The following is a 21,696-nucleotide window of genomic DNA, read 5'->3' on the forward strand; positions in this document are numbered from 1 at the left end:
CCTTGAATACTCAGAAATACGAAAGCCCCCATAAGAAGCTTTATCTGAAATCTCTGAGTTCATAATTGAAAGTCACTGGGAAAAGAAAAGCCCTGTCAACCAACAGGGCCTTTGATATTTTTTAGCCTTCCAGCTTTTTTTCAAGCACATCCCAGACCATGCCGGCCACATCTGGCCCGCCCAGCTTTTGGATTGCGCGAATGCCAGTCGGAGCTGTCACGTTGATTTCAGTGAGGTTTCCGTCAATCACGTCGATACCAACGAGAATGAGTCCTTGCTCCTTCAGTGTCGGCCCAAGGCGCGCGCAAATCTCTCTTTCGCGTTCAGTCAGGTCACTGTCTTTTGGAGACCCACCGCGTACCATGTTGGAGCGCAGGTCACCTTCTGCAGGGACACGGTTTACTGCACCAGCAAACTCGCCATCGACCAACAAAATGCGCTTATCGCCGTGTTTCACATTCGGTAGGAACTTCTGAATCACCCAAGGCTCGCGAAATGTGACGGAGAAGAAGTCGTAAAGAGAACCGTAGTTCAGGTCATCCTTGGTCACGCGGAATACAGCAGCGCCGCCATGTCCAAACAGCGGCTTCATTACGATATCGCTATGGATATTGCGGAACTCGTCGATCTCTTCACGATCATGAGTGATCAGCGTTGGTGGCATCAGGTCGGCAAACTGGGTCACAAACAATTTTTCTGGCGCATTACGCACAGAGACTGGATTATTCAGGACCAGCGTTGTCTCGGAAAGCTTTTCGAGAATATGGGTTGCAGCGATATAAGCCAGATCAAACGGAGGATCCTGACGCATCAGAACGACATCCATATCAGACATGTCAACGCGCTGAGGCTCACCAAAACTGAAGTGATTGCCAGCTTCGTCGCGCACGGTTACCGGCTCAACGCGGCACATAACCTTTTCACCCCACAGCGCCAGACGCTCTGGGGTGTAGTGATACAGTTCATAACCACGATCCTGCGCTTCCAGCATCAGTGCAAAAGCACTGTCGCCCGCAATGTTGATGGTTGAGATATGGTCCATCTGAACGGCGACTTTAAGCGGCCGCTTGGCACCAGAAGAAGCTGCTTTGGACATGAGGCACTCCTGAAATAACGCTGGGATAGAAATCCATGTAAATAAAAATGGATGTTAGCTGCAGATATGTGGGTCAGAAAGCAATTTGTCTACATTTTTGCGATAAAATATTTGTTTCCTAAAAAATTTCAGCTTCAAAAAGATTAGGGAAGTGCTGGGCTTCTCCATGTTTGGGAAGAATAACCGCATCAAATCTCAAGGTTTTTCCAACCACATCGTTGTGATGGGAAACCCATTCTCGGGCAGCATTTGCAATCCTTCGTTGAGAGCGTTGCGTGATTGCATATAAGCCATCATCCACACCCCGCCTGGCTTTCACCTCTACAAACACGATCGTCTGGTCTTGTTCGGCGATCAAATCGATCTCGCCCTGCTTGGTTTTGTAGCGTCTTTCAAGAATCTGCCAGCCTGCTTGGCGAAGCAGCATCTCTGCTTTTAGCTCCGCCTGTAGTCCTTTTCGATAAGCAGCCTGCTTCTTAAGAAGGTTGCTTTTAGTCGCTCTCGGGCTCTTCTGCGGTTCCTGCATTTTTAAGCTCCATAGCACGGGCATAAATCGTCTTTCGATCCACCCCGGTTGCTTTGGAGACTTTCTTCGCTGCTGCGCTTACTGGCATTTCTTTCAATGCCTCGAGCAACAGTTCGTCTGCATCAACCTCGGTCAGTTCCTGCTCTTCAGGTGGTGAAACAAGAATAACAATTTCTCCCTTAGGGCGATCCCCCGAATAGAAATCACTCAGTTCTGCAAGGGTACCACGCTGGAAGGTCTCAAACCGCTTGGTCAGCTCGCGTGCAACAGCAGCCTTACGCTTCCCAAGAATTTCAGTCATATCGACAAGAGAAGCCCCAACTCTGTGAGGGCTCTCATAAAACACCAGTGTCGCTGGAATATCTCTCAGTTCTTCAAGACGTTTCTTTCTGCCGTGGGTCTTATTGGGCAGAAAACCAGCAAACAAAATAGTGTCAGAGGGTAAACCGGCGCCAACCAGACCGCTCAACATGGCTGAGGCACCTGGAATTGGCACAACCTTGTGCCCGTGCTCTACGACATCACCAACAAGCCGAAAGCCGGGATCAGAAATGAGCGGCGTACCAGCATCGGAAACCAATGCAACGGCTCGTCCAGCACCCAATGTCTCCAAAATCTTAGGCAGTTGTCTGTGGGCATTGTGCTCGTGATAGGTCATCATCTGCGTGCGGATGCCATAACGCTGCAACAAGACACCCGTCACACGAGTATCCTCGCAGGCAATAAGATCACAAGCAGCCAAGGTTTCTAGCGCACGGATTGTGATGTCTTGCAGATTGCCGATTGGGGTCGAAACGATGTGCAATCCCGGTTCAATCCGTTTAGCCGTTAGCGAATGCTCGCCAATATAGTATTTCCGCTCGGATGCAGCTTCGGAATGATCCATGGTCGCCTCGTGAGAGCTCCAGAATGGAGCAAGTTTTGCACAGTAGAGAGTGCACATCTAACCAACAAACCGCAAAATGACTAATTACAACGGGGAGTTTTTGACAGAATCCTTAAAAAAATCTCGGATTTCCTTGGGTTGAGGCTGTATTAACTGCGTTGGATCTGTAGAAATAAACCAAACTAAGGCATATCTTCTGAGAAGTGGGGTCCGGTTTTCGGATAAGAGTGTGCGCATAATAATCGATTAGAGCATGGCGCGTGAGCAATCGCGACGAGTTCTAAATGTAAATTGCCGGATTTCATCCCTTGCAAAACGAGGGATTGATCGAACGGCCTTCGGAATAGATGGGGCATCCATGAGCTTAGGATCAGCCACACTGCGTGGAATGAGCTTCCGCAAACTTGTGACAGGGGCTGCGCTCGGCGTCTCCGTCCTGTTGGCTGGCTGTGTTAATTCACCTAACTTCTCATCGGTGAACACTCCTTTTCAGCCTGATTTAAACCCAAACGGCCAGCCGCAGCTGGTCTCGGGCCGTGCCATTGGCAATGGTTCCGTTCGCGTTGGCCTGTTGCTGCCATACTCTGGCGAAGGTCAATCAGCAGCTTCTGTTGCCACTCTTTTCGAAAATTCCGCCAAGCTCGCGCTTGAGGATTTTCAGGGTGCTGACATCCAGCTGCTCGTAAAAGACACTGGTGGAACCTCTGAGGGCGCAAGCATTGCTGCCCAGCAGGCGATCAGTGAAGGCGCAGAACTCCTCATTGGTCCGGTTTTTGCCCCGGCTGTTCAGGGTGCATCTGCTGTTGCACGCCGGTCTGGTGTTCCAATCGTTGCATTCTCCTCTGATACCAATGCAGCAAAGCCGGGCACATATCTGCTCAGCTATCTGCCTGTATCTGACGTAAACCGCATCGTGTCCTACGCAGCAGAACAGGAGCGCCGCTCCTATTCCGCGCTGTTGCCAAACAATGCCTATGGTGCGGTTGCTGAAGCTGCATTCCGTCAGGTTGTTGGGCAGACAAATGGCCGTATCATCACCATTGAGCGCTATATCCCGGGCAATGCTGAAGACATCCGCGCCCGCGTTGCTAGCCTGAGCCGCTCTATTTCGCAGGTGGACACTCTGTTTGTTCCTGAAGGTGGCGGCGTTCCTCCTTTTGTGATGCAGGTGATGACCGAAATGGGTGCAAGCCTTGGTGAAGTGAAGATGATTGGCAGTGGTCAATGGAACACACCGGACATCCTCCAGTCTCCTGTCATGGTTGGTAGTTGGTTCCCAGGTCCGGATAACCAGAGCTTCGAGCGTCTCGCGACCCGTTATCGTGAAACCTATGGCTCCCAGCCACCGCGCAACGCTTCTTTGGCTTATGATGCAACAATTCTGGCCGCTGGGCTGGTCCGCTCCGCTGGGCCTGATCGCTTCTCTGACCGTGTGTTGACCAATCGTGATGGTTTCCTCGGCATTGATGGTATCTTCCGCTTCCAGCAAGATGGCCTGAATGACCGTGGACTTGCGGTTTATGCTGTTTCTGGCAAGAGGACTGCAGAACCAATTGCTCCAGCACCTCGCAGCTTCTCCGGCCAATTCTAGGCTCTGGAACTCCTGATGCTGAAAGCCTCGCTCGCAAGAGCGGGGCTTTTTTGTGTTTAGCTCTGAAAACTCTCTCCAATTGCACTTGTTATCTTGGGGCTGTGGTGATCGAAAAAGCCTAATCTGCATTGGCAAAATCGCCATTAGAGGCAAGGAGCCATGCAGGAACTACGCTTTCATCATGTCGGTATTCCAACCAGCGAAAAGCTGCCGGAAACGCACCACAACAAAACCCTCAAACTCACTGCAACGGGTTATTTTGAGGGGCCCTATGCCATTGAGTGGATGAACTTTGATGATGACAACCCACTCCCCGAGATAATCAAGACAACCCCTCATGTTGCCTATGTGGTTGATGACCTTACCGAAGCTTTGCAAGGTAAGAACGTTATTTTGTCTCCGGAAAGTCCGGCCAAAGGCGTTTGGGTCGCCTTCATTCTGGAGGGTAGAAACCTCATCGAACTCATGCAATTTGACAAGCCCGAAGAAGAAATTTGGCCTCATCCCGGAAAATTCAGGATCTGAAGGCGCTGCACTGTTACCGCGATTTACCCAATGGGACGAAAGGCCTTTAGGAAACTAATGAAATCCGGAATGAAAACGGGTAGAAATACCTCAGGAAATGAGTTGGCGGGCCTGATGGTGATCAAGCCTGCGCAAAAGGTGGTTTTAAAATGCTTTCAGACAAGCGCATTCTCCTCATCATCACAGGCGGTATTGCAGCCTATAAATCGCTGGATCTGATCCGCCGCCTGCAAGAGCGAGGTGCGAAAGTTCGGGCAGTTCTGACCAACGGTGGTTCTCAGTTCATCACACCGCTTGCTGTTGGTGCATTGACGGGCGACACAGTCTTCACCGAGCTGTTTGATAGAGAAGCCGAACACGATGTTGGCCACATTCGCTTGTCGCGTGAGGCCGACCTTGTCGTCGTCGCCCCAGCCACAGCAAACATCATGGCAAAGATGGCACACGGATTGGCCGACGACCTGGCCTCCTGTGTGTTACTGGCCAACGACAAGCCAGTGCTCGTTGCCCCTGCTATGAATTCCAAAATGTGGAGCCACCCGGCAACCCAGCGTAATGTTGCTCAGTTGAAAGCGGATGGCCTGAATTTTGTTGGCCCCAATGCTGGAGAAATGGCGGAAAAAGGCGAAGCAGGGTATGGCCGCATGTCCGAGCCGCTGGAAATTGTTGGTGCTATTGAAGATCTCCTCTCTCCAAAAGAACAGCCTCTGAAGGGCAAGCGCATTGTTATCACAGCTGGTCCAACCCATGAGCCAATTGATCCAGTGCGTTACATCGCCAACCGCTCCTCCGGCAAACAAGGCTACGCCATTGCAGAAGCCGCCGCGAACGCTGGGGCGCAAGTGACACTTGTCTCAGGCCCAACAGTGCTGTCAGACCCGAAAGGCGTTGAGACAATTCGCGTTGAATCTGCAAGCGCTATGTTGGCTGCCGTTGAGTGCGCGCTACCAGCCGATATCGCGATCATGGCTGCAGCCGTTGCAGATTGGCGGGTTGCTCACGACAGCAATCAGAAAATCAAGAAAGACGGAACAGGTTTGCCACCCGCGCTGAGCCTTGTCGAAAACCCGGATATTCTGAAAACAGTAGGACATTTGCAGGGCAAACGACCGAAGCTGGTGGTTGGTTTTGCTGCCGAAACAAATGATTTGATCAATAACGCTCGCGGAAAGTTGGAGCGTAAAGGTGCTGATCTGATTGTAGCAAACGATGTCAGCCCCGAGAATAACGTTATGGGCGGCGACAACAACACCGTCCGCCTCGTGACCCATAACGGCGTGGAAGATTGGCCGAAAATGGGTAAGGACGAAGTCGCTCGCCAGCTCGTTAAAAAGATCGCAGAGCTGGCTTAACCTGTTCGCCAAACTGTCACGTTAGAAGGCCGGTATGTTCGTACCGGCCTTTTGCTGTTTAGGCTGAAACCTGCTCGCTCTCGTGTTCAGTGCTCAAAAGCGGCTTTCCGAGGATCATGTCTGAAGCCTTCTCAGCGATCATGATTGTCGGCGCATTGGTATTGCCTGAGATCAGCGAAGGCATCACAGAAGCATCGATCACACGCAAACCTTCCAGCCCGTGCACTTTCAGGTCTGGTCCGACCACCGACATCTCATCTGTGCCCATCTTGCAAGTCCCGACAGGGTGATAGATCGTCTCCGCCCTCTCCCGCACTGCTTGCTTGATGCTGCGCTCATCACGGCCAAACTCGTAGAGCATGTCCTCCCGGTAGTCAGAAAGCTCTGGCCCTTCCAGAATATCCCGTGTCATGCGGATACCCTTGACCAACACATCCATGTCTTCCGGATCTGTCAGATATTTCGGGTCAATACGCGGTGCATCCATCGGATTTGCTGAGTTGAGCCCAACTTCCCCAGTTGATTTTGGCCGCAAAACGCAAACGTGACAACCAAACCCGTATCCGCCATAGAGCTTCCGGCCATGGTCATCGATGATGGAGATGACGAAGTGTAGTTGAATGTCAGGCCTGTCCAGCTCCGGGCTAGTCTTCAAAAAAGCTCCACCCTCTGCTGCCGGAGAAGCAATTATGCCAGAGCCGTCTTTCCTCCAGCGCAGTATTTCCTTGATCAGCTGAATGCCCGGCTTCAACCCCAATCCTAGCATATCCGTTTTATTAGAGCGATAGCTGATGGTGTAATCCAGATGATCCTGCAGGTTCTTACCCACACCAGGCAGGTCATGCAGGACTGGAATGTTGTGTTTCGCCAGCTCATCCGCTGGTCCAACGCCAGAAAGCATGAGCAACTGCGGAGACTGGAAAGCACCGGCTGAGACAATAACCTCACGACTTGCTTTCACCGTCGCAAGTTTGCCCTTCTGGCTGTATTCAACACCAACGGCTTTCTTGCCTTCAAACAACACCCGAGTGCTGCGGGCATGCGTGATCACTGTCAGATTGAGGCGATCCATAACGGGATGAAGGTAGGCAGCAGCAGCTGAACAGCGCTCGCCTTTTTTATCATCCTCATGGAACTGCGTGACTTGATAAAGTCCAACGCCCTCTTGATCTCCGCTGTTAAAGTCATTGTTGCGTTTAATTTGCCTGCCTTCAGCTGCAGCTAAAAAGGCGTGCGAGATTGGAAGAGGCGAACGTTGCTCGGAAACGTGTAAAGGTCCATCGGCCCCATGCATTCCGCTTTCACCGCGCTGATTGCATTCAGATTTTTTGAAGTAGGGCAGTACATCATCAAAAGACCACCCTTCAGCACCCTGCTCCACCCAACCATCATAATCCTGTTTTTGGCCGCGGATGTAAAGTTGAGCGTTGATTGCGCTGGAACCACCCAAAGCCTTGCCGCGTGGGTGGAATGTGGTTCTGTCGTTCAGCTCCGTTTGTGGAACTGAGTTAAAAGCCCAGTTGTTGATGGCAAAGGGCTTTGCGGAAACCATTGCTGCAATGCCAAGAGGTGCCCGTACCAGAACGGACTTTCCTTCACCTCCAGCCTCAAGCAGGCAAACAGTTACTGAAGGGTCTTCTGTAAGTCGGGCTGCAAGCACACACCCTGCTGAGCCGCCTCCAACAATCACATAATCAAAATCCATTGGCCCCTCCCCAGAAACACACCACACGTCCGAAAGCCCTCAACTCTCCCAGAAATGAAATAGCAAAAATGCCTAAAGCACTTTTCTCTCGCCCCAATACGGACAAGCTGCTTTATGTTTCAATGTTAGTGAGACTTTCCCCCAACGGAAACCTGAACATTCTGGTGAGTATGTTATGCGCTGAACTTCTCTGAGAGCGTTCTTTGAAAATAATATTTGAACGCAGAGGCTTACTGAGGTTCTTCCCCAGTTTATCCCCTGCGCAGGTTTCTCTGGTTCGGGTCGGTCAGGTCGTGCAGTCTGCTCGCTGCAGCCTGCGCAAATCGCAAAATCACTGCTTTGCGGGTGGCAGCAGAGAGCTTGTGTTCCGGAGCTTCGCGAATTATTTCTGCCATGTAATCATCAGCCAGAATGAAGCCGGTTTCTTCGGGAAAGATCTCTTGTGGAACGTCCGCGCAGGTAGCAAAAAACAGCCGGTCGCAATAATCGCGATATTCATGCCATTTGTTGTCTGCTTTGAAGTCCTCGATGGATGACTTGATCTCGATAATCCAAATCTCGGACTTCTTGCCAAGCACCACCAGGTCAGCCCGGCGGCCTGAGGCCAATGTGATTTCTGGTAGGCTCGTATGACCCAGCACTCGCAAATAGCGTTGCACTCCACGCTGGATTTTCAACGCACGCTCGGACTGACGACCATCGACCAGCGGATCATCCAGTTGAACGCGATTTGAGCCCTTCACAAATTCCATGAAATTGTTCCTACTTTGTTCTTAGTGATACTATCAAGCTGCCAAACAATTTCAATCCAAGATTAGATCAGAACCTCATTGGGTTTCAGGTAATACGAATTCCAGCGCGGCTGCCAACTGCAGCATCCGCCCATCAATCGGAAACTGCGCTACGCAGTCAGTGAGCGCTTCCTGAGCTTTCGGGCGCTCAGCGCAGCTCAAATACAACTCTGCTGCACGGATCAAGAAGCTCTTGCGCCAACGCTTTGGTGTCGTCTTCAGTACAGCATCATCTTTTAAGGCAATGCCCCATTCCTGAAGTAGTTCAGCACCCCTTTGGGGCTTTCCTTGCAACGCAAAATGCTCCGCCCTTAGCAGCCCGTAGCCCGGATTATTAGTGAGCGATCTCGATACATCTGGCAGAGACATCAGAGCGTTCTCTGCAAGCGCCTGCCCCAAACCAACAAACTCCGCGCAGTCAGCAAGGCTTGGCGAAATAAGGAGCCCTCGTGCCGAAAGCAACTCAGAAACATCGCGCTGAAATGTCTTGATCAACTGGCGAACGATGTTGAGAGAGTAGAGCTGGTCATGCAAAGCATGCGGCCCTGCAACCCCATAACAGAAACGCTTCTCACAATGCGGCAATCGCTGCATGGCAAGGTATCCGGTCATGTCAATCCAATCGAACAGCCCGAAGAGGATGTGAATGGGATACTTCATCCCCCCAGACATAAGCGCCAGCAGATCCGCCTTATCAGGAGCAGGAGATTCCAGATATGCAGTACTCTGCGAACCTGCCATGCCCAAGCTCAACTCTGGCGAAAACGCATAAATCTCACCGTCCTGGCGCCGCAGGCCAGTCATCAGCGCGCCATAAGCCCCCATGGATGCGCCGTAATAGACAATGCGCTCTGGGTTCTCCTGCGCAATCGCGTCGTCAATCGCACGGTCAATGTCCTGCTCTGCTCTCAGATACCATTGTGATTCGGTATCATTCAGAAAGACGCAGGAATGCTGCGTCTTTGCAAACAAGCGCTCTAGCCCGAATTTACCAGAGGGTATCCGGACCTGAGAGAAAACAATCACTAACACACCGCTGCGACCACCGGATTGGAATTTCACTTCCAATCCGTGAGAGGCCACACTCGGCACTATCTTAAGACCCGGCATTAAGCGAAGACTTAAGGCTTCTTACGCTTGAGATAAACGCCACCACCGGAAGCAGGCGCTGAAGACGTGTCAGATGACTTGCTTGGCGACCGGCGTGGAGGTGCTTTTTTACCCGGCTTGGCAGAAGATTTGCCCTTTGGCTTTTTAGCGAACTTACCGCCGCCCGGGCCTTTCCGCTGCCCACCAAGTTTCTGTTTTTTTCCCGCCAATTGCGCACTGCTGCGTGCACTTTTCGGCTCGCGATCTGATGGGAAGAAGGTGTATCCATCCATCTCAGGGATCTTCTTGCCGATCAGCTTCTGAACAGCACGCAGCATGCCGCGATCTTCTGGCAAACAGAACGTAATAGCGTTTCCGCTCTTACCCGCACGCGCCGTACGGCCAATGCGGTGCACGTAGTTCTCGGTCGCGTTCGGCATGTCAAAGTTGATCACATGCGAAATGTCTGAAACGTCAATCCCGCGGGCTGCAACATCAGTCGCAACAAGGGTTTTCAGCTTACCGCCTTTGAACTTGTCCAGCGTCTTCTGGCGTTCTGCCTGAGACATGTCGCCATGAATAGATTCTGCTGGCACACCGTCTGCATTCAGCCGGGCAGCAAGCCGCGCACTGCCTTTTTTGGTGAGCGTAAACACAAGAGCGCGCTCGCACTCTTCCGTTTCAAGAAGCGTCTTCAGCAAAGGATACTTGGCGTTATCTTCCAGATGCGCGATCTTCTGAATTACAGCTTCTACTGTTGTTGCTGGTGGCGCAGTGCTCACCTCAACAGGATCGCTTAGGAAGCGACCAGCAAACTCACGAATTTCTGCAGGCATAGTTGCTGAGAACAGCAGTGTCTGCCGTTTTTCCGGCAGCAGATAAGCAATCTCTTCCAGCTCTGCGATAAAGCCGAGATCCAGCATTTGGTCCGCTTCATCGAGAACGAAGATCTCCAGCTCATCAAAGCTGACACCATTCTTGCGATGCAAGTCGAGCAATCGGCCAGGTGTCGCCACCAGCACATCCAGACCACGCTGCAAAGCACGGAACTGCGGAGGAAACGGCACACCGCCAACAACGCAGCTGGAGTACATTTTGGTGCGACCTGAATAGGCCTTGATGTTCTTTGAAATCTGATCCGCCAGCTCGCGGGTTGGCGTCAGAATAAGGCTGCGCACGCTCTTCGGCGCTGCGCGATACCGGCTCTCAAGCAAGCGCTGAAGAAGCGGCACTGCGAAAGCTGCGGTTTTACCCGTTCCGGTCTGAGCAAGACCAAGCAGGTCCTTGCCATCCAGAATGTATGGAATAGCGTTTTCCTGAATAGGTGTTGGCTCGTCATAACCTTTAGATTTCAGGGCGATCTGAAATGGTTTTGCAACACCAAGTTTGTCGAAGTCGGTCAAAAAGTGATCTTTCGAATAAGCAGAGTGTCCGAAGCCGGTTCTGCTGATTTCATCATGTGTTTTTTGCGTGTCCCGGAAAATCAGAAACCGTTTTTCGATTTAGGATGCGCACAAAACAAGCTTGAAGAAGTTTGCCTTCGAGAAATCCAGCACAAAAGCAGGCAGCTTCAATTAATTCTACTGGAATAGTCTCTGAGGCTCGGTTTGATCGGGCTATTAACATAGACCCGCCACATTATGCTAGAATTATTGCAGGAGAGCATAATATTCTGGTTGTCCCGACAAGAAAAGGACGACAAATTTGGTTAGAGCAGTCCAGCTACTTGCATGTTTCATGTTCTTCTTTATGTATGGGGACCAAGAATAATGACGCTGCTTTTATGGCCCACATCCTATAAATGGCCTGCTGCTAATAACATTAAAGATTAGGGTTCGAGCTTTGATTGATGCAAATTTTGAAGACTTAGAAGAAAACGCTGAGGAAGCTTCGCGGCTTCTTGCTAACATGGCGCATCCCAAGCGCTTGATGGTGTTGTGTCGACTGGTACAGAGCGAATGTACTGTAGGTGAACTTGCAGAAGCTGTTAATCTTAGTCAGTCCGCGCTGTCACAACACCTTGCCAAGATGCGTGCCAGCAATCTGGTGTCCACCCGTCGTAGCGCCCAGACAATTTATTATTCTCTGGCAAGTGCCGAAGTGGAATCCGTTCTGCAAACTCTCTATGGTCTGTATTGCGCTCCTCAGGAAGAAGCTTAGCAGAGCCTGCTTTAAGGCCCCGCAATTACCACAGAGCTACCATCCCACCTGCGCTTCTCTTCTGCATTCGGTAGCTGGTTGAACATGTGAAGATCCACTGGAATTTCATCTTCAGACTTCAGACCTGAAAACTCACCAAACAGACGGATGGTTTCTTCGTCCAGCGCACCGCCGATATACAGATTGGAGATCTCTCCGTTCACATCGGAGAGCTTGAACCGGGTTTCCCAGAGCCAAAACACCTGTCTGTGGTCCTGATCGCTTTCGTAAACCATCGTCAGCGCAGGTAGGAAGCCTGCATTGGTGTGTGGTACCGGAGGCAGTTCGCCAGCAGGTGTCTCGCCTTTCAGGTATCCCGTAGCCGTTGGAACAGACCATTCCGGCGCCTTGCGCCAGCCCAGTTCTGTCAGTTGTTTTTCCAACTGTTCCGGCGTACCGGACCATTGCAGTGTTATGGGCTCTTCCAGTTCACCCGTAATGGATACACGCTTGGCAGGCAGCAAACGCCAGTCCTGCAGGCGCCAGCTGGATTTCTGGATCACAACGGATTCGCTGCGCGGCTCATAAGCCTCAGCAGTTGTCTTATAATTGGTGCTGATGTGCCAGACGGAAGCAATCGCCAGCGCACTCAGCGAAATGATCGTCAGCGCGGTTCTGCCGACTTTCTCGTTGTGAATGTGCCCAAACACAAATGAGAAGAAGAAGACCGTTCCGGAGCCAAACAAGAGACCAGCCAGCACGTCTGAAAGCCAGTGCGCTCCGAGATAAACTCGTGAGAAACCGATCAGGATCGCAAAGGTTGCCGCTAAAGAATAGATGACCGTCTTGCTCAAACGAGAGCGCTCATGAGCCACCAGAACCGCAATCACTCCAATCAGAACCGTATTGATCGTCGCGTGCCCGGATGGGAACGAAAATGAATCTGCGCCGGTATACAGCTCAATCGGACGATCGCGGCCAATCAATGCCTTGGTGATCACCACAAAGATTGAGGAGCTGACAATCGCGATGACAAAGCCCGTCGCTCTGCGCCATGCCTTCCGCCCAAACAGATAAAGCCCAACAGCTAGTGTCACGGTTGCAGTGACATGACCATCGCCCATCATGGTGATCATAACCATGACCTTATCGATGATCGGTGTCCGCGCGATCTGGAAGAAGTTGCTGATTGCAAGATCAGCCCGCGCCATCGGCATTCCCGGCGCCACGGCACCCGTAAACCAGATGAAGCCTGGCAGCGTGACAAGCAGGAAGAACGCAGACACCAGCATCCCCACACTACGTGGGTTTTCAGGGTCATACGTCCGTGCAACCCATTGGCTGAAGCGACCAGGACGGCGGGCAAACCAATTGACTGTTGCCTGATGAGAACCGCCAACGATTGGCAGAATAAACATGATCAGCCAGCGGATCAGGGCCACGGCAATCAAAAGAACTAGCAGCAAGCCACCAAGAATAATCGCCAGACGCGTATTGAACTCGCCAATCGCAAACAGAGCAGATCCAGCCATCACACCAGGTATCAAATGGATCGCGGCCCATGCGAAGGCTGATGTCACGTTGAAGAACGTAAAGCGGCCAAAACTCATGTCCGCCATACCAGCAATTCCAGGCACGACAGATTTCACGCCCGGCACAAAACGGCCAATAAAGATGCTCTTACCGCCATGTTTGGCAAAATAGTCTTCACCGCGCTGCAACCAATCCGGATACCGGCTTAATGGCCAGATAGTGCGCACTTTGTCTTTGTAAAAGTAGCCAAACCAATAGGAAAACGCGTCGCCGGTTACGGCGCCTGCGGTTGTCCATAAAAAGATGCTCAGAAAGGGCAGCTCACCAAGGCCAATTAGCGTTCCGGCGCCCACAAGAACAACCGTGCTTGGAAACACCAGCCCAATCAGAAAGAGCGCTTCGCCCATTGCGACGATAAAACAGATAAGGCCAGCGAATGCTGGATTTGCTGCAATGAAATCAACAATGTGATTGAGGAATGTGGTGACGAAATCGACGTTCACTGAAAAGTCTCTAGCTCTTTCTTAAATGACTTAGATCGCTCGGTGGCTGCTTGAAATGTATACATAGTGCCAAGGTGACCAAAATAAGGTCTGCATTCTGTTACATTTATATGCAGGCATCTGGCGCTTTGAAAGGGAAATAACAAGCCCTAATCCCTTTAAAAAGCATAATAGTCCCACTAATCAGACCCATACGTTAATTCTGGTGACGAAAAAAATCGTTTAGCTCTTTAAGCAATAATACAGAATGGCTATTCTTGGCTCCAAAGCCGAATGAGCAAAAATAACATTTTACGCCATGCCCCAGATGCGAAGGTCACTTGCATGTTTCAGTCTGCAAACATTCCTCAGACAGTCAGTAAAGAGCTGCTTCAAAAAAGACTGCCTGAACTCCGTGAGGAATTGTTGGAAGTTCAGCATAAGCTGAGAGAGAACAAAGCTTTTGCAACGATCATTTTGCTCGCTGGCGTAGATGGCTCGGGTAAAGGCGCGGCGATCTCCCGTTTGTATGAGTGGATGGACACCCGCTATCTGTTCTGCAACGCCTACCATGAACAACGCAGCGAGTCCGAAGGCGCCCGGCCAAACTACTGGCGTTACTGGCGTGATCTGCCTGCACGGGGTGAAACCTCCATTGTGTTTGGCTCCTGGTATCAGGAACCTTTGCGTGATGCCGTTATGGGCAAGATTGATGATGCAGAGCTGGAGCGCCAGCTGTCTGCCATCAACCGCTTTGAAAAAATGCTGGCTTACGAGAACATTCTCCTTCTGAAGTTCTGGTTCACGCTTCCAAAGGAAGACCAGCAGGAACGCCTGCATGATATCGAAGTCAAAGGCAAAAAAGGCCGCAACTTCATTGAGGAATGGTCCGGCTCAGAGCACTATCGCGCTGCTCAGACCGCTGGCGAAAAAGCATCCCTGCAAACCAGCACCGGTTACGCCCCTTGGTTTGTGATCCCCTCTCAGGATCCGGATGTTCGCGATCTTGCGCTGGCCGAAACCATCGCACAATCCATGAAGAAGAAGCTGGAAAGTGGAAACGGCAATCCGGTCTCAGCTCCAGCTGTGGTCACGACCCTGTCGCAGGCCAATGCGGTGGATGCGATTGATCTGACAGCGACGATCTCCAAAGAAGATTACAAGGCAGAGCTTGAAGAGCTTCAGGACAAGATGGCGTATCTGACAGACCGCAAGCGCTTCAAGAAATTCGGTTTCATCTCCGTGTTCCAAGGCAATGATGCAGCTGGTAAAGGGGGCTCAATCCGCCGCCTCACCCGCTCCATGGACCCGCGAAATTACAAGGTGCACCCAATCGCAGCCCCTTCACTGGAAGAAAAACTGCACCCGTATCTTTGGCGTTTCTGGCGCCGCCTACCGAAAAAGGGCCACAGCGCAATCTTTGACCGCTCATGGTACGAGCGAGTTCTCGTGGAGCGTGTCGAAGGCTTCTGCTCCGAAGCGGACTGGATGCGTGCTTACAACGAGATCAACGCTTTCGAAAAAGAGCTGACGGATTCCGGTTTCGTCCTCTGCAAGTTCTGGCTTGCGATCTCAGAAGAAGAGCAGCTGCGTCGCTTTAAAGCCCGTGAAGAAACCGCCTACAAGAACTACAAAATCACCGAGGAAGATTGGCGCAATCGTCTCAAATGGAATGAGTACGCCATCGCAGCGGGCGACATGGTGGACCGCACCTCTACCCGCTACGCCCCGTGGACGCTGATTTCTTCCGAGGACAAGCGCTACGCCCGTATTCAGGTACTCAGAACCACCGTCAATGCCCTCGAAAAAGCGCTGAAGAAGAAAGAGCGCTAAGCGCTCCCCTTCACCAAGATCCTAGCTACCTTATGCTGTCAGGCTCTGTTGTTTGACAGGACTTCTGACGAAACAAGCTTCACGTCGCTTCCATTCGGAGACACTATAATTTGTGCTTGGATTTGAAGTGATTTTTTCGCGCCCTCATATGAGTTAACCTGCTCATTCAACGACTCCCGTGAAGATTCGTCCGCTGTTGTTGCCACATCTTTAGAGAACCGATAGTCGATCTGCAAAGAACCATCTGCAATCGTTTTGACATCATATTGCAGCTCGGCGTCGTTAGCAGCACATGCTATGGGGCCAGCTAATTCTTGATCCAGACCTTGAATACAAATTGCAGTTATTGCGTTTAAGTGTTCAGGTGTAAACCTACGGAATTCTCTTATGTCGGAGACCGGTTGGCCATTAATTTTATAGTTTTTGCTAACTTTAATTGGTCCATCATTAGTAGGATCAAGGGACCGCTCAAAGTCTGCTTTCAATTGTTGATCATATTTTCCAGCAGTAGCCTGCTCTAAGATACATAGTGCCAGATCCAGTTCTATACGTTGCCTCGCAACTTGGTCAGTGTGAGGTTCTTGCAGATCTAACTTCAGCGTGTAGTCGTCGCCTACCTTGTAGGTTACGTCTTTGTCTGACCTAATAATCGAGAAATTGTCGGTAAAGTTTGCCCCAGCGAGAGCACGTAAGTTTTGAAAGGCATCATATTTTTTTTCATCTGTAACGCGTGGATCATAAAGATCAAACACCAACTTCTTCGCAGCCTCACGGTCAGTACCGCAAAACCAGTCAGCAATCTTGTCCCAAAGCCGGGTGGCGGGATTGCCGATATGGTCTCTGTCGGACGCTGCTTTGATGGTGTTTATATTTCCAGCAGTAAGACTGGTGTCAAACAGTGTGCCGCTTAAGCCAATTAATGGATTCATGTTCCATACTCCTTCAACAGTGTTGCTGACAATGAGAGCGTTTAACGCTCTATAGAGTACAATGCACAAAGACGTAGCGTCTTGCTGTTTTCTAAAACACTAATCGATGAAAAACATGCACTAAAAGCACCGCATGGCAGTCCATGCAGTGTTGAAGCTAAGGGTCCCGAACTTGGGATGAGCAAGGCGAGCAGGCAGTGCCTGCGCTACTTGTTTAAATATGTTTCTTCGGCAGTGGTTGCTCGCCTCGCCCGGGCTTTCTTGTAATGAACAACGTCGCCTCTTTGCCTGTAAGGCACGATAGCCAGTTTCCCGGAAAGACAGTGGCTTACCCAGACACGTTTCCATGCCCAAACAGTTCCTCCGTCTTTGACAAACACATCTGTAAAAGCAGGTTTTACTGCCGGTACATTTGCAATTGTCGCCGCGTGATACCCTACAAACTTGGGCCCTTCCCCTCAAACCATGCGGTCACGTTTGAAGTTCGGTTCACCGGACCACTGGAAAGATACGTTACTTCTCCCAATAGCCCCACCCAGCCCACGCCTCACCGACGGACGGTCCGCCTGCAGCCCGTTGCGTGGGCATGTCTCTCAGAGTATGGGAGAAAACTGGGAGGGGAATAAGTTTTATGGATTACTCAGTGTTGCTCTGAAAGCCTGCTTAGGCATTAACGCCCTTCATACCTTCCGGAGTGTATCTCTCGCCCGCTACAGGGATGCGTGCAATCGCATCTTCCAGTGCGTGCACCTCCTCTGTGGACAGCTCAATGTCAGTGGCAGCAGCGTTCTCTTCCAGATACTTCAGTCTCTTCGTGCCCGGAATTGGCACGATATCGTTCCTTTTTGCCAGCAACCACGCGAGGGAGAGCTGTGCAGGTGTGCATTTCTTCTGGTGTGCGGCCTCTGTTATCACTTTCCTGATGCCCTCATTGACGAGCAGTGCGGCTTTCGAAAATCTTGGCAGATTCGCGCGAAAGTCGCCCTCTTCAAACTCCGTTTCTGAGTTCACACTACCCGTCAGGAACCCTCTCCCCAAAGGAGAGTAAGGGACAAACCCAATGCCAAGCTCACGGCATGCAGGCAAGATCGCGTTTTCGACGTCACGAGACCACAGTGAGTATTCTGTCTGAACAGCTGCAATTGGATGAACCGCATGCGCCCGGCGCAGCGTGCTCTCGTTGATCTCACAAAGCCCGATATTGCCAATCTTACCCTCCTCAACCAGGCGGGAGAGCTCGCCCATGACATCCTCAACGGGTTGCTCCGGGTTAACGCGGTGGACGTAGTAAAGATCAATGTAATCAAGCCCCAAACGCTTCAGAGAGGCCTCACAAGCCTGCCGCGCATATTGCCGACTATTCTCGATCGTCCGCTTGTATTCGCCGGGTTTCCGATTGATGCCGAACTTTGTTGCGATCTTGAGAGGTGCTTTCGTTTCCTTCAAAAAACGGCCAATCAGCTCCTCATTGTGGTGAGGGCCATACATGTCAGCCGTATCGAAGAAATTTATGCCCAGTTCAACGGCTCGTGCCATCACCTCCAAGGACACGCTGTCATCGTGTGAGCCATAAAACTCACTCATCCCCATGCAGCCCAGACCAAGCGCTGAGACGTTAAGTTTAGATCCAAGTTGGCGAGTTTTCATCAGAAGCTTCCTTGTGTTGCTGCTGAATACTTGCCATCTTTCAAAGATGGAAAATACGAGCAAAAATGGAAAGTTGATTTCCAATAATGGAAATAAGCTACTGCATGATCTCGTCTGGGACGATACGAAAGCCTTCCTCGCTGTCGCGAGAACAGGAACGCTCAGCGCCGCTGCTCAACGCCTGAGCATCGGTGTCGCAACCCTGTCGAGAAAGGTTGATCGCCTCGAAGAAACGCTGAAAATACCTTTGTTCGTAAGGCATCAATCCGGTTATCAGCTCACAGAGGATGGCCGCGACCTGCTGGCAAAGGCTGAAGCATTGGAAGCAGCGGCCTCGGCATTTGCTTCAGAAGCGAAGGCCCTGGCTGGGATTTCCGGAAAACTCCGCCTAGCTACAGCAGAAAACATGGCTACCCACCTGATTTTGCCCGCATTGCCTGAGCTGCGCACAAGCTATCCGGACCTTCATATCGAAATCCTGACCGATGTGCACTCAGTTAACCTGCACCGGCGAGATGCAGACCTCGCCATACGGATGGTAAAACCGGAAAGCGGCAACGTCACACTTCGCCGCTTGGGAACGCTCGGCTTTGGCCTTTATGCAAGCAAAGAATATCTGCTCAAGCGGACCGAACTCGAAAAGCCTGAGAGCTATGAGAACGACCACTGCATATCCTGGAGTGAAGCGCAGGCCCACCTTTCCGCAGCACAATGGACTCGACGTGCTTTAAAAGGCCGTGAGCCCGCAGTTTTAACCTCATCAATCGCCACGCAAGTGGCCGCTGCCAAAGCCGGGCTCGGTCTGGCAGTCCTCCCTCACTTCCTTGCAATAGAAGCTGGGCTTGTGTGCTTGGAAGCCAACATCGGCGTTGATCAACAAATCTATCTGGTCATGCACTCTGACCTCGCCCACTCTCCCCGAATGCGCGTCATGGCAGACTTCCTCGCCGACCTGATCATCAAAAAACGAGCCAGATTAAGCGGTCCACTTCAGTAGGCTGCTCTTCTTAAACCACGTTCCGCTCAATCAATGGCTTGTTTGCAGTCAGACGCTCAACACCAAGCTCGGAAAGATCCAGCGTCTCATAGCGGCCTGTTACGATATGTTCGGCAAGGCCGCGTCCCACCGCCGGGCTCTGCTGAAGGCCGTGACCTGAGAAACCAAGCGCGATGTAAAAGTCTTCAATGCCGGGCACTGGGCCCGTAAACGCGTTGTGGTCGAACAGGTTCACATCATAATGCCCTGCCCATGCCGCACCGGGCTTGATGGCCTCAAATGCAGGAATACGGTTGGCGAGTGTTGGCCAAAGGTGTTCCTCGAAGAAAGAATAATCGACATCATAGTCGAAGGAATCCGGGTCTTGCTCTTCATCCGGTGAGCTGCCACAGATAAAGCCCGTCCCTTCAGGGCGCACATACGTGCCATTCGGATCAATCAGCAACGGCAGACCCGGAACCTCATCGCGGCACTCAAAGGTAAAAATCATCCGCTTTTTGGAGTGCACAGGGGCTTCAAAACCAGCTTCCATGCAAATCTGAGCACCACCTGACGCGCCTGCTGCATTCACCACAACGCCAGCTTCCACCTGTTCTCCGTTGGAGAGCGTCAAAATCCAGCTGCCGCCCATAATTTTCTCAAGGTGAACCACTTGATACGGCTCATAAGGCACGTTCAGGGAGCGCGCTTTGCGGCGGAAGGCCTGCATCAGGCCATATCCATCAAACCAACCTTCGCCAGAAAGACCGTGACAGCCAGCAGAAAGATCAGAGACGTTGAGCCACGGAAATTTGGCTTTCAGCGCATCAGCATCCAAAAACCCAATGTCCGCACCCATCTTCTGTTGAAGCGCGTGGTTCTCTTCCAAAATGCTGCGCTTGTCTGGCGTTGCGAGAAAAAGATAACCGCTCTCAACCAGATCAATGCGTGGGTGTTCGCCGTCAACTTCCAGAAGACTGCCAATATTGCGCAGGAAATCGATGCCATAGAGCGAAATGTCGATGTTCACGGCAGAGGAGAACTGTTGGCGAATAGAAGCGGCAGAAAGCGCCGAAGCGCAATGTTGGTAAGACGGGTCTTTCTCAAAGACCGCAATGCTACCCTTAAAGTCGTCGCGTTGTGCAAGATGGTATGCCACCGATGACCCGATGACAGCCCCCCCAATAATAGCAACATCCACTGAAGCTATCGCCATAGTCACACCTGAATACTGAGAAATGAAAAAGGTAAGAACCGACGCCCGAAACAATTAGGCGGGTATTTGCGAGCGCCGGTCTAAAAGGGAGACGAAACGCCTCCCAAGAGCATCAAGCGTAATCTCAAAAAAGGCCTCCCAGCACTTTCATGAGACTACGATGCTGATCAGGGCTTAAAAGAAAGCCTGAAGGCCAGTCTGTGCACGACCCAGAATAAGGGCGTGAACGTCATGCGTACCTTCGTAAGTGTTGACGGTCTCAAGGTTTTGAGCATGGCGCATGACCATGAATTCCTCAGAGATACCGTTACCGCCGTGCATGTCACGTGCCTGACGCGCGATATCCAGCGCCTTACCGCAGTTGTTGCGCTTCACGATGGAAATCATCTCAGGAGCAACGCGGCCTTCGTCAAACAGACGACCAACACGCAGGGAAGCCTGAAGGCCGAGGGTAATCTCGGTCTGCATGTCTGCCAGCTTCTTCTGGAACAGCTGTGTTTGTGCCAGAGGACGGTTGAACTGCTTGCGATCCATGCCGTATTGGCGAGCACGCATCCAGCAGTCTTCCGCAGCGCCCAGCGCACCCCAGGAGATACCGTAGCGAGCGCGGTTAAGACAGCCAAACGGACCTTTCAGGCCAGAAACGTTAGGCAGTAGCGCGTCTTCACCCACTTCCACGTTGTCCATCACGATTTCACCGGTGATAGAAGCACGCAGAGACAGCTTGCCCTCGATCTTAGGGGCTGAAAGACCTTCCATACCCTTTTCAAGAACGAAACCACGGATCTGGTTGTCATGCGCTTCAGACTTCGCCCAAACCACAAACACGTCTGCGATTGGGGAATTGGAGATCCACATCTTGGAACCCGTGATGCGGTATCCGCTCTCGGTCTTCACAGCGCGGGTGCGCATGCCAGCCGGGTCAGAGCCTGCATCCGGCTCGGTCAGACCAAAACAGCCAACGTATTCACCGGAAGCAAGCTTCGGCAGATACTTCATGCGCTGCTCTTCAGAGCCGTAGGCGTAGATTGGGTACATCACCAGCGAGGACTGCACACTCATCATGGAGCGGTAGCCACTGTCCACACGCTCGACTTCGCGGGCAACAAGGCCGTAGGCCACGTAAGACGCACCTGAACCACCGTATTGCTCTGGAAGTGTCACGCCAAGCAGGCCCTGCTCGCCCATCTCGTTAAAGATGGAGCGATCAGTCTTCTCTTCGCGGTAGGCTTCCATCACACGTGGCAGAAGCTTTTCCTGAGCGTAGGCACGCGCGCTTTCCATGATGAGAACTTCGTCTTCATTCAACTGGTCGCGCATGAGGAACGGGTCTTCCCAATTGAAGACGCCTCCGCCGGTTGGATCACTACTCATGCTCAA

18 protein-coding genes are annotated in these 21,696 nt (G+C 51.7%); 6 read left to right on the forward strand and 12 right to left on the reverse strand.

What is annotated here, in order from left to right:
* Positions 1-121: 121 nt before the first annotated feature.
* The 3 genes from gshB to rsmI form a co-directional block, all read right to left on the reverse strand.
* Complete coding sequence (gene gshB, locus PsAD37_RS01875) at positions 122-1,096, reverse strand: glutathione synthase (RefSeq protein WP_082826980.1); 975 nt, start codon at positions 1,094-1,096, stop codon at positions 122-124.
* A 118-nt stretch (positions 1,097-1,214) separates the two neighbouring features.
* Positions 1,215-1,622, reverse strand: a complete 408-nt coding sequence (locus PsAD37_RS01880) for a YraN family protein (RefSeq protein WP_108818555.1) — start codon at positions 1,620-1,622, stop codon at positions 1,215-1,217.
* Complete coding sequence (rsmI, locus tag PsAD37_RS01885; RefSeq protein ID WP_063294729.1) at positions 1,588-2,508, reverse strand: 16S rRNA (cytidine(1402)-2'-O)-methyltransferase; 921 nt, start codon at positions 2,506-2,508, stop codon at positions 1,588-1,590. Before rsmI ends, PsAD37_RS01880 begins: the two co-directional genes overlap by 35 nt.
* A 358-nt stretch (positions 2,509-2,866) precedes the next feature.
* On the opposite strand from rsmI, the gene PsAD37_RS01890 reads away from it, so the two are divergent.
* The 3 genes from PsAD37_RS01890 (at position 2,867) to coaBC (ending at position 5,976) form a co-directional block, all read left to right on the forward strand.
* Positions 2,867-4,099 (forward strand): penicillin-binding protein activator, encoded by a 1,233-nt coding sequence (locus PsAD37_RS01890; protein WP_063294694.1) that lies wholly within the window; start codon positions 2,867-2,869, stop codon positions 4,097-4,099.
* A 159-nt stretch (positions 4,100-4,258) separates the two neighbouring features.
* A complete protein-coding gene (locus PsAD37_RS01895) occupies positions 4,259-4,624 on the forward strand; it encodes a hypothetical protein (RefSeq protein ID WP_057463154.1) in 366 nt (121 codons plus the stop codon).
* 149 nt (positions 4,625-4,773) lie between these two features.
* Positions 4,774-5,976, forward strand: a complete 1,203-nt coding sequence (gene coaBC, locus PsAD37_RS01900; protein WP_063294695.1) for a bifunctional phosphopantothenoylcysteine decarboxylase/phosphopantothenate--cysteine ligase CoaBC — start codon at positions 4,774-4,776, stop codon at positions 5,974-5,976.
* Positions 5,977-6,034: 58 nt separating this feature from the next.
* Here coaBC and PsAD37_RS01905 read toward each other — a convergent pair whose 3' ends face one another.
* From PsAD37_RS01905 to PsAD37_RS01920, 4 genes are all read right to left on the reverse strand, one after another.
* Positions 6,035-7,681: a GMC family oxidoreductase gene (locus PsAD37_RS01905; RefSeq protein ID WP_063294696.1), complete on the reverse strand. Its 1,647-nt coding sequence runs from the start codon at positions 7,679-7,681 to the stop codon at positions 6,035-6,037.
* A gap of 251 nt (positions 7,682-7,932) precedes the next feature.
* Entirely contained in the window at positions 7,933-8,433 is a 501-nt protein-coding gene (locus PsAD37_RS01910; protein ID WP_063294697.1) for an MmcB family DNA repair protein, read from the reverse strand.
* Positions 8,434-8,508: 75 nt separating this feature from the next.
* The gene (locus tag PsAD37_RS01915; protein WP_208991639.1) at positions 8,509-9,534 is read right to left on the reverse strand and encodes a hypothetical protein; all 1,026 of its coding nucleotides are present in this window, start codon (positions 9,532-9,534) and stop codon (positions 8,509-8,511) included.
* Positions 9,535-9,593: 59 nt separating this feature from the next.
* Complete coding sequence (locus PsAD37_RS01920) at positions 9,594-10,964, reverse strand: DEAD/DEAH box helicase (RefSeq protein WP_063294699.1); 1,371 nt, start codon at positions 10,962-10,964, stop codon at positions 9,594-9,596.
* A gap of 439 nt (positions 10,965-11,403) precedes the next feature.
* On the opposite strand from PsAD37_RS01920, the gene PsAD37_RS01925 reads away from it, so the two are divergent.
* Entirely contained in the window at positions 11,404-11,721 is a 318-nt protein-coding gene (locus PsAD37_RS01925; protein ID WP_063294700.1) for a helix-turn-helix transcriptional regulator, read from the forward strand.
* An 11-nt stretch (positions 11,722-11,732) separates the two neighbouring features.
* On the opposite strand, the gene PsAD37_RS01930 is transcribed toward PsAD37_RS01925, so the two are convergent.
* On the reverse strand, positions 11,733-13,736 hold the full coding sequence (locus PsAD37_RS01930) for a bifunctional DedA family/phosphatase PAP2 family protein (protein WP_063294701.1): 2,004 nt from the start codon (positions 13,734-13,736) through the stop codon (positions 11,733-11,735).
* Between the two features lie 324 nt (positions 13,737-14,060).
* Here PsAD37_RS01930 and pap point away from each other — a divergent pair, with 324 nt between their 5' ends.
* Complete coding sequence (gene pap, locus PsAD37_RS01935) at positions 14,061-15,548, forward strand: polyphosphate:AMP phosphotransferase (RefSeq protein ID WP_063294702.1); 1,488 nt, start codon at positions 14,061-14,063, stop codon at positions 15,546-15,548.
* Between the two features lie 38 nt (positions 15,549-15,586).
* Here the strand turns inward: pap and PsAD37_RS01940 are convergent, their stop codons facing one another.
* Together PsAD37_RS01940 and PsAD37_RS01945 are read right to left on the reverse strand one after the other, a co-directional pair.
* Positions 15,587-16,477: a hypothetical protein gene (locus PsAD37_RS01940; RefSeq protein ID WP_063294703.1), complete on the reverse strand. Its 891-nt coding sequence runs from the start codon at positions 16,475-16,477 to the stop codon at positions 15,587-15,589.
* A gap of 663 nt (positions 16,478-17,140) precedes the next feature.
* Complete coding sequence (locus tag PsAD37_RS01945; RefSeq protein WP_063294704.1) at positions 17,141-18,124, reverse strand: aldo/keto reductase; 984 nt, start codon at positions 18,122-18,124, stop codon at positions 17,141-17,143.
* Between the two features lie 73 nt (positions 18,125-18,197).
* Between PsAD37_RS01945 and PsAD37_RS01950 the strand changes: the two genes are divergently transcribed.
* Positions 18,198-19,121 carry a LysR family transcriptional regulator gene (locus PsAD37_RS01950; protein WP_244272467.1) on the forward strand — a complete coding sequence of 308 codons (924 nt, stop codon included), beginning with the start codon at positions 18,198-18,200 and terminating at the stop codon, positions 19,119-19,121.
* Between the two features lie 10 nt (positions 19,122-19,131).
* Here PsAD37_RS01950 and PsAD37_RS01955 read toward each other — a convergent pair whose 3' ends face one another.
* Both PsAD37_RS01955 and PsAD37_RS01960 read right to left on the reverse strand, forming a co-directional pair.
* Complete coding sequence (locus PsAD37_RS01955; protein ID WP_063294705.1) at positions 19,132-20,316, reverse strand: FAD-binding oxidoreductase; 1,185 nt, start codon at positions 20,314-20,316, stop codon at positions 19,132-19,134.
* Between the two features lie 174 nt (positions 20,317-20,490).
* Positions 20,491-21,690, reverse strand: a complete 1,200-nt coding sequence (locus PsAD37_RS01960; RefSeq protein ID WP_057463143.1) for an acyl-CoA dehydrogenase — start codon at positions 21,688-21,690, stop codon at positions 20,491-20,493.
* Positions 21,691-21,696: the final 6 nt, after the last annotated feature.

Source organism: Pseudovibrio sp. Ad37 (genome assembly GCF_001623075.1).
In the GTDB taxonomy this organism is placed as follows: domain Bacteria; phylum Pseudomonadota; class Alphaproteobacteria; order Rhizobiales; family Stappiaceae; genus Pseudovibrio.

Excerpts from the sequence above, each read along its gene's own strand:
- gshB (WP_082826980.1), bottom strand. The coding sequence starts at position 1,096 with ATGTCCAAAGCAGCTTCTTCTGGTGCCAAGCGGCCGCTTAAAGTCGCC.
- PsAD37_RS01880 (WP_108818555.1), bottom strand. The coding sequence starts at position 1,622 with ATGCAGGAACCGCAGAAGAGCCCGAGAGCGACTAAAAGCAACCTTCTT.
- rsmI (WP_063294729.1), bottom strand. The coding sequence starts at position 2,508 with ATGGATCATTCCGAAGCTGCATCCGAGCGGAAATACTATATTGGCGAG.
- PsAD37_RS01890 (WP_063294694.1), top strand. The coding sequence starts at position 2,867 with ATGAGCTTAGGATCAGCCACACTGCGTGGAATGAGCTTCCGCAAACTT.
- PsAD37_RS01895 (WP_057463154.1), top strand. The coding sequence starts at position 4,259 with ATGCAGGAACTACGCTTTCATCATGTCGGTATTCCAACCAGCGAAAAG.
- coaBC (WP_063294695.1), top strand. The coding sequence starts at position 4,774 with ATGCTTTCAGACAAGCGCATTCTCCTCATCATCACAGGCGGTATTGCA.
- PsAD37_RS01905 (WP_063294696.1), bottom strand. The coding sequence starts at position 7,681 with ATGGATTTTGATTATGTGATTGTTGGAGGCGGCTCAGCAGGGTGTGTG.
- PsAD37_RS01910 (WP_063294697.1), bottom strand. The coding sequence starts at position 8,433 with ATGGAATTTGTGAAGGGCTCAAATCGCGTTCAACTGGATGATCCGCTG.
- pap (WP_063294702.1), top strand. The coding sequence starts at position 14,061 with ATGTTTCAGTCTGCAAACATTCCTCAGACAGTCAGTAAAGAGCTGCTT.
- PsAD37_RS01940 (WP_063294703.1), bottom strand. The coding sequence starts at position 16,477 with ATGAATCCATTAATTGGCTTAAGCGGCACACTGTTTGACACCAGTCTT.
- PsAD37_RS01945 (WP_063294704.1), bottom strand. The coding sequence starts at position 18,124 with ATGAAAACTCGCCAACTTGGATCTAAACTTAACGTCTCAGCGCTTGGT.
- PsAD37_RS01955 (WP_063294705.1), bottom strand. The coding sequence starts at position 20,316 with ATGGCGATAGCTTCAGTGGATGTTGCTATTATTGGGGGGGCTGTCATC.
- PsAD37_RS01960 (WP_057463143.1), bottom strand. The coding sequence starts at position 21,690 with ATGAGTAGTGATCCAACCGGCGGAGGCGTCTTCAATTGGGAAGACCCG.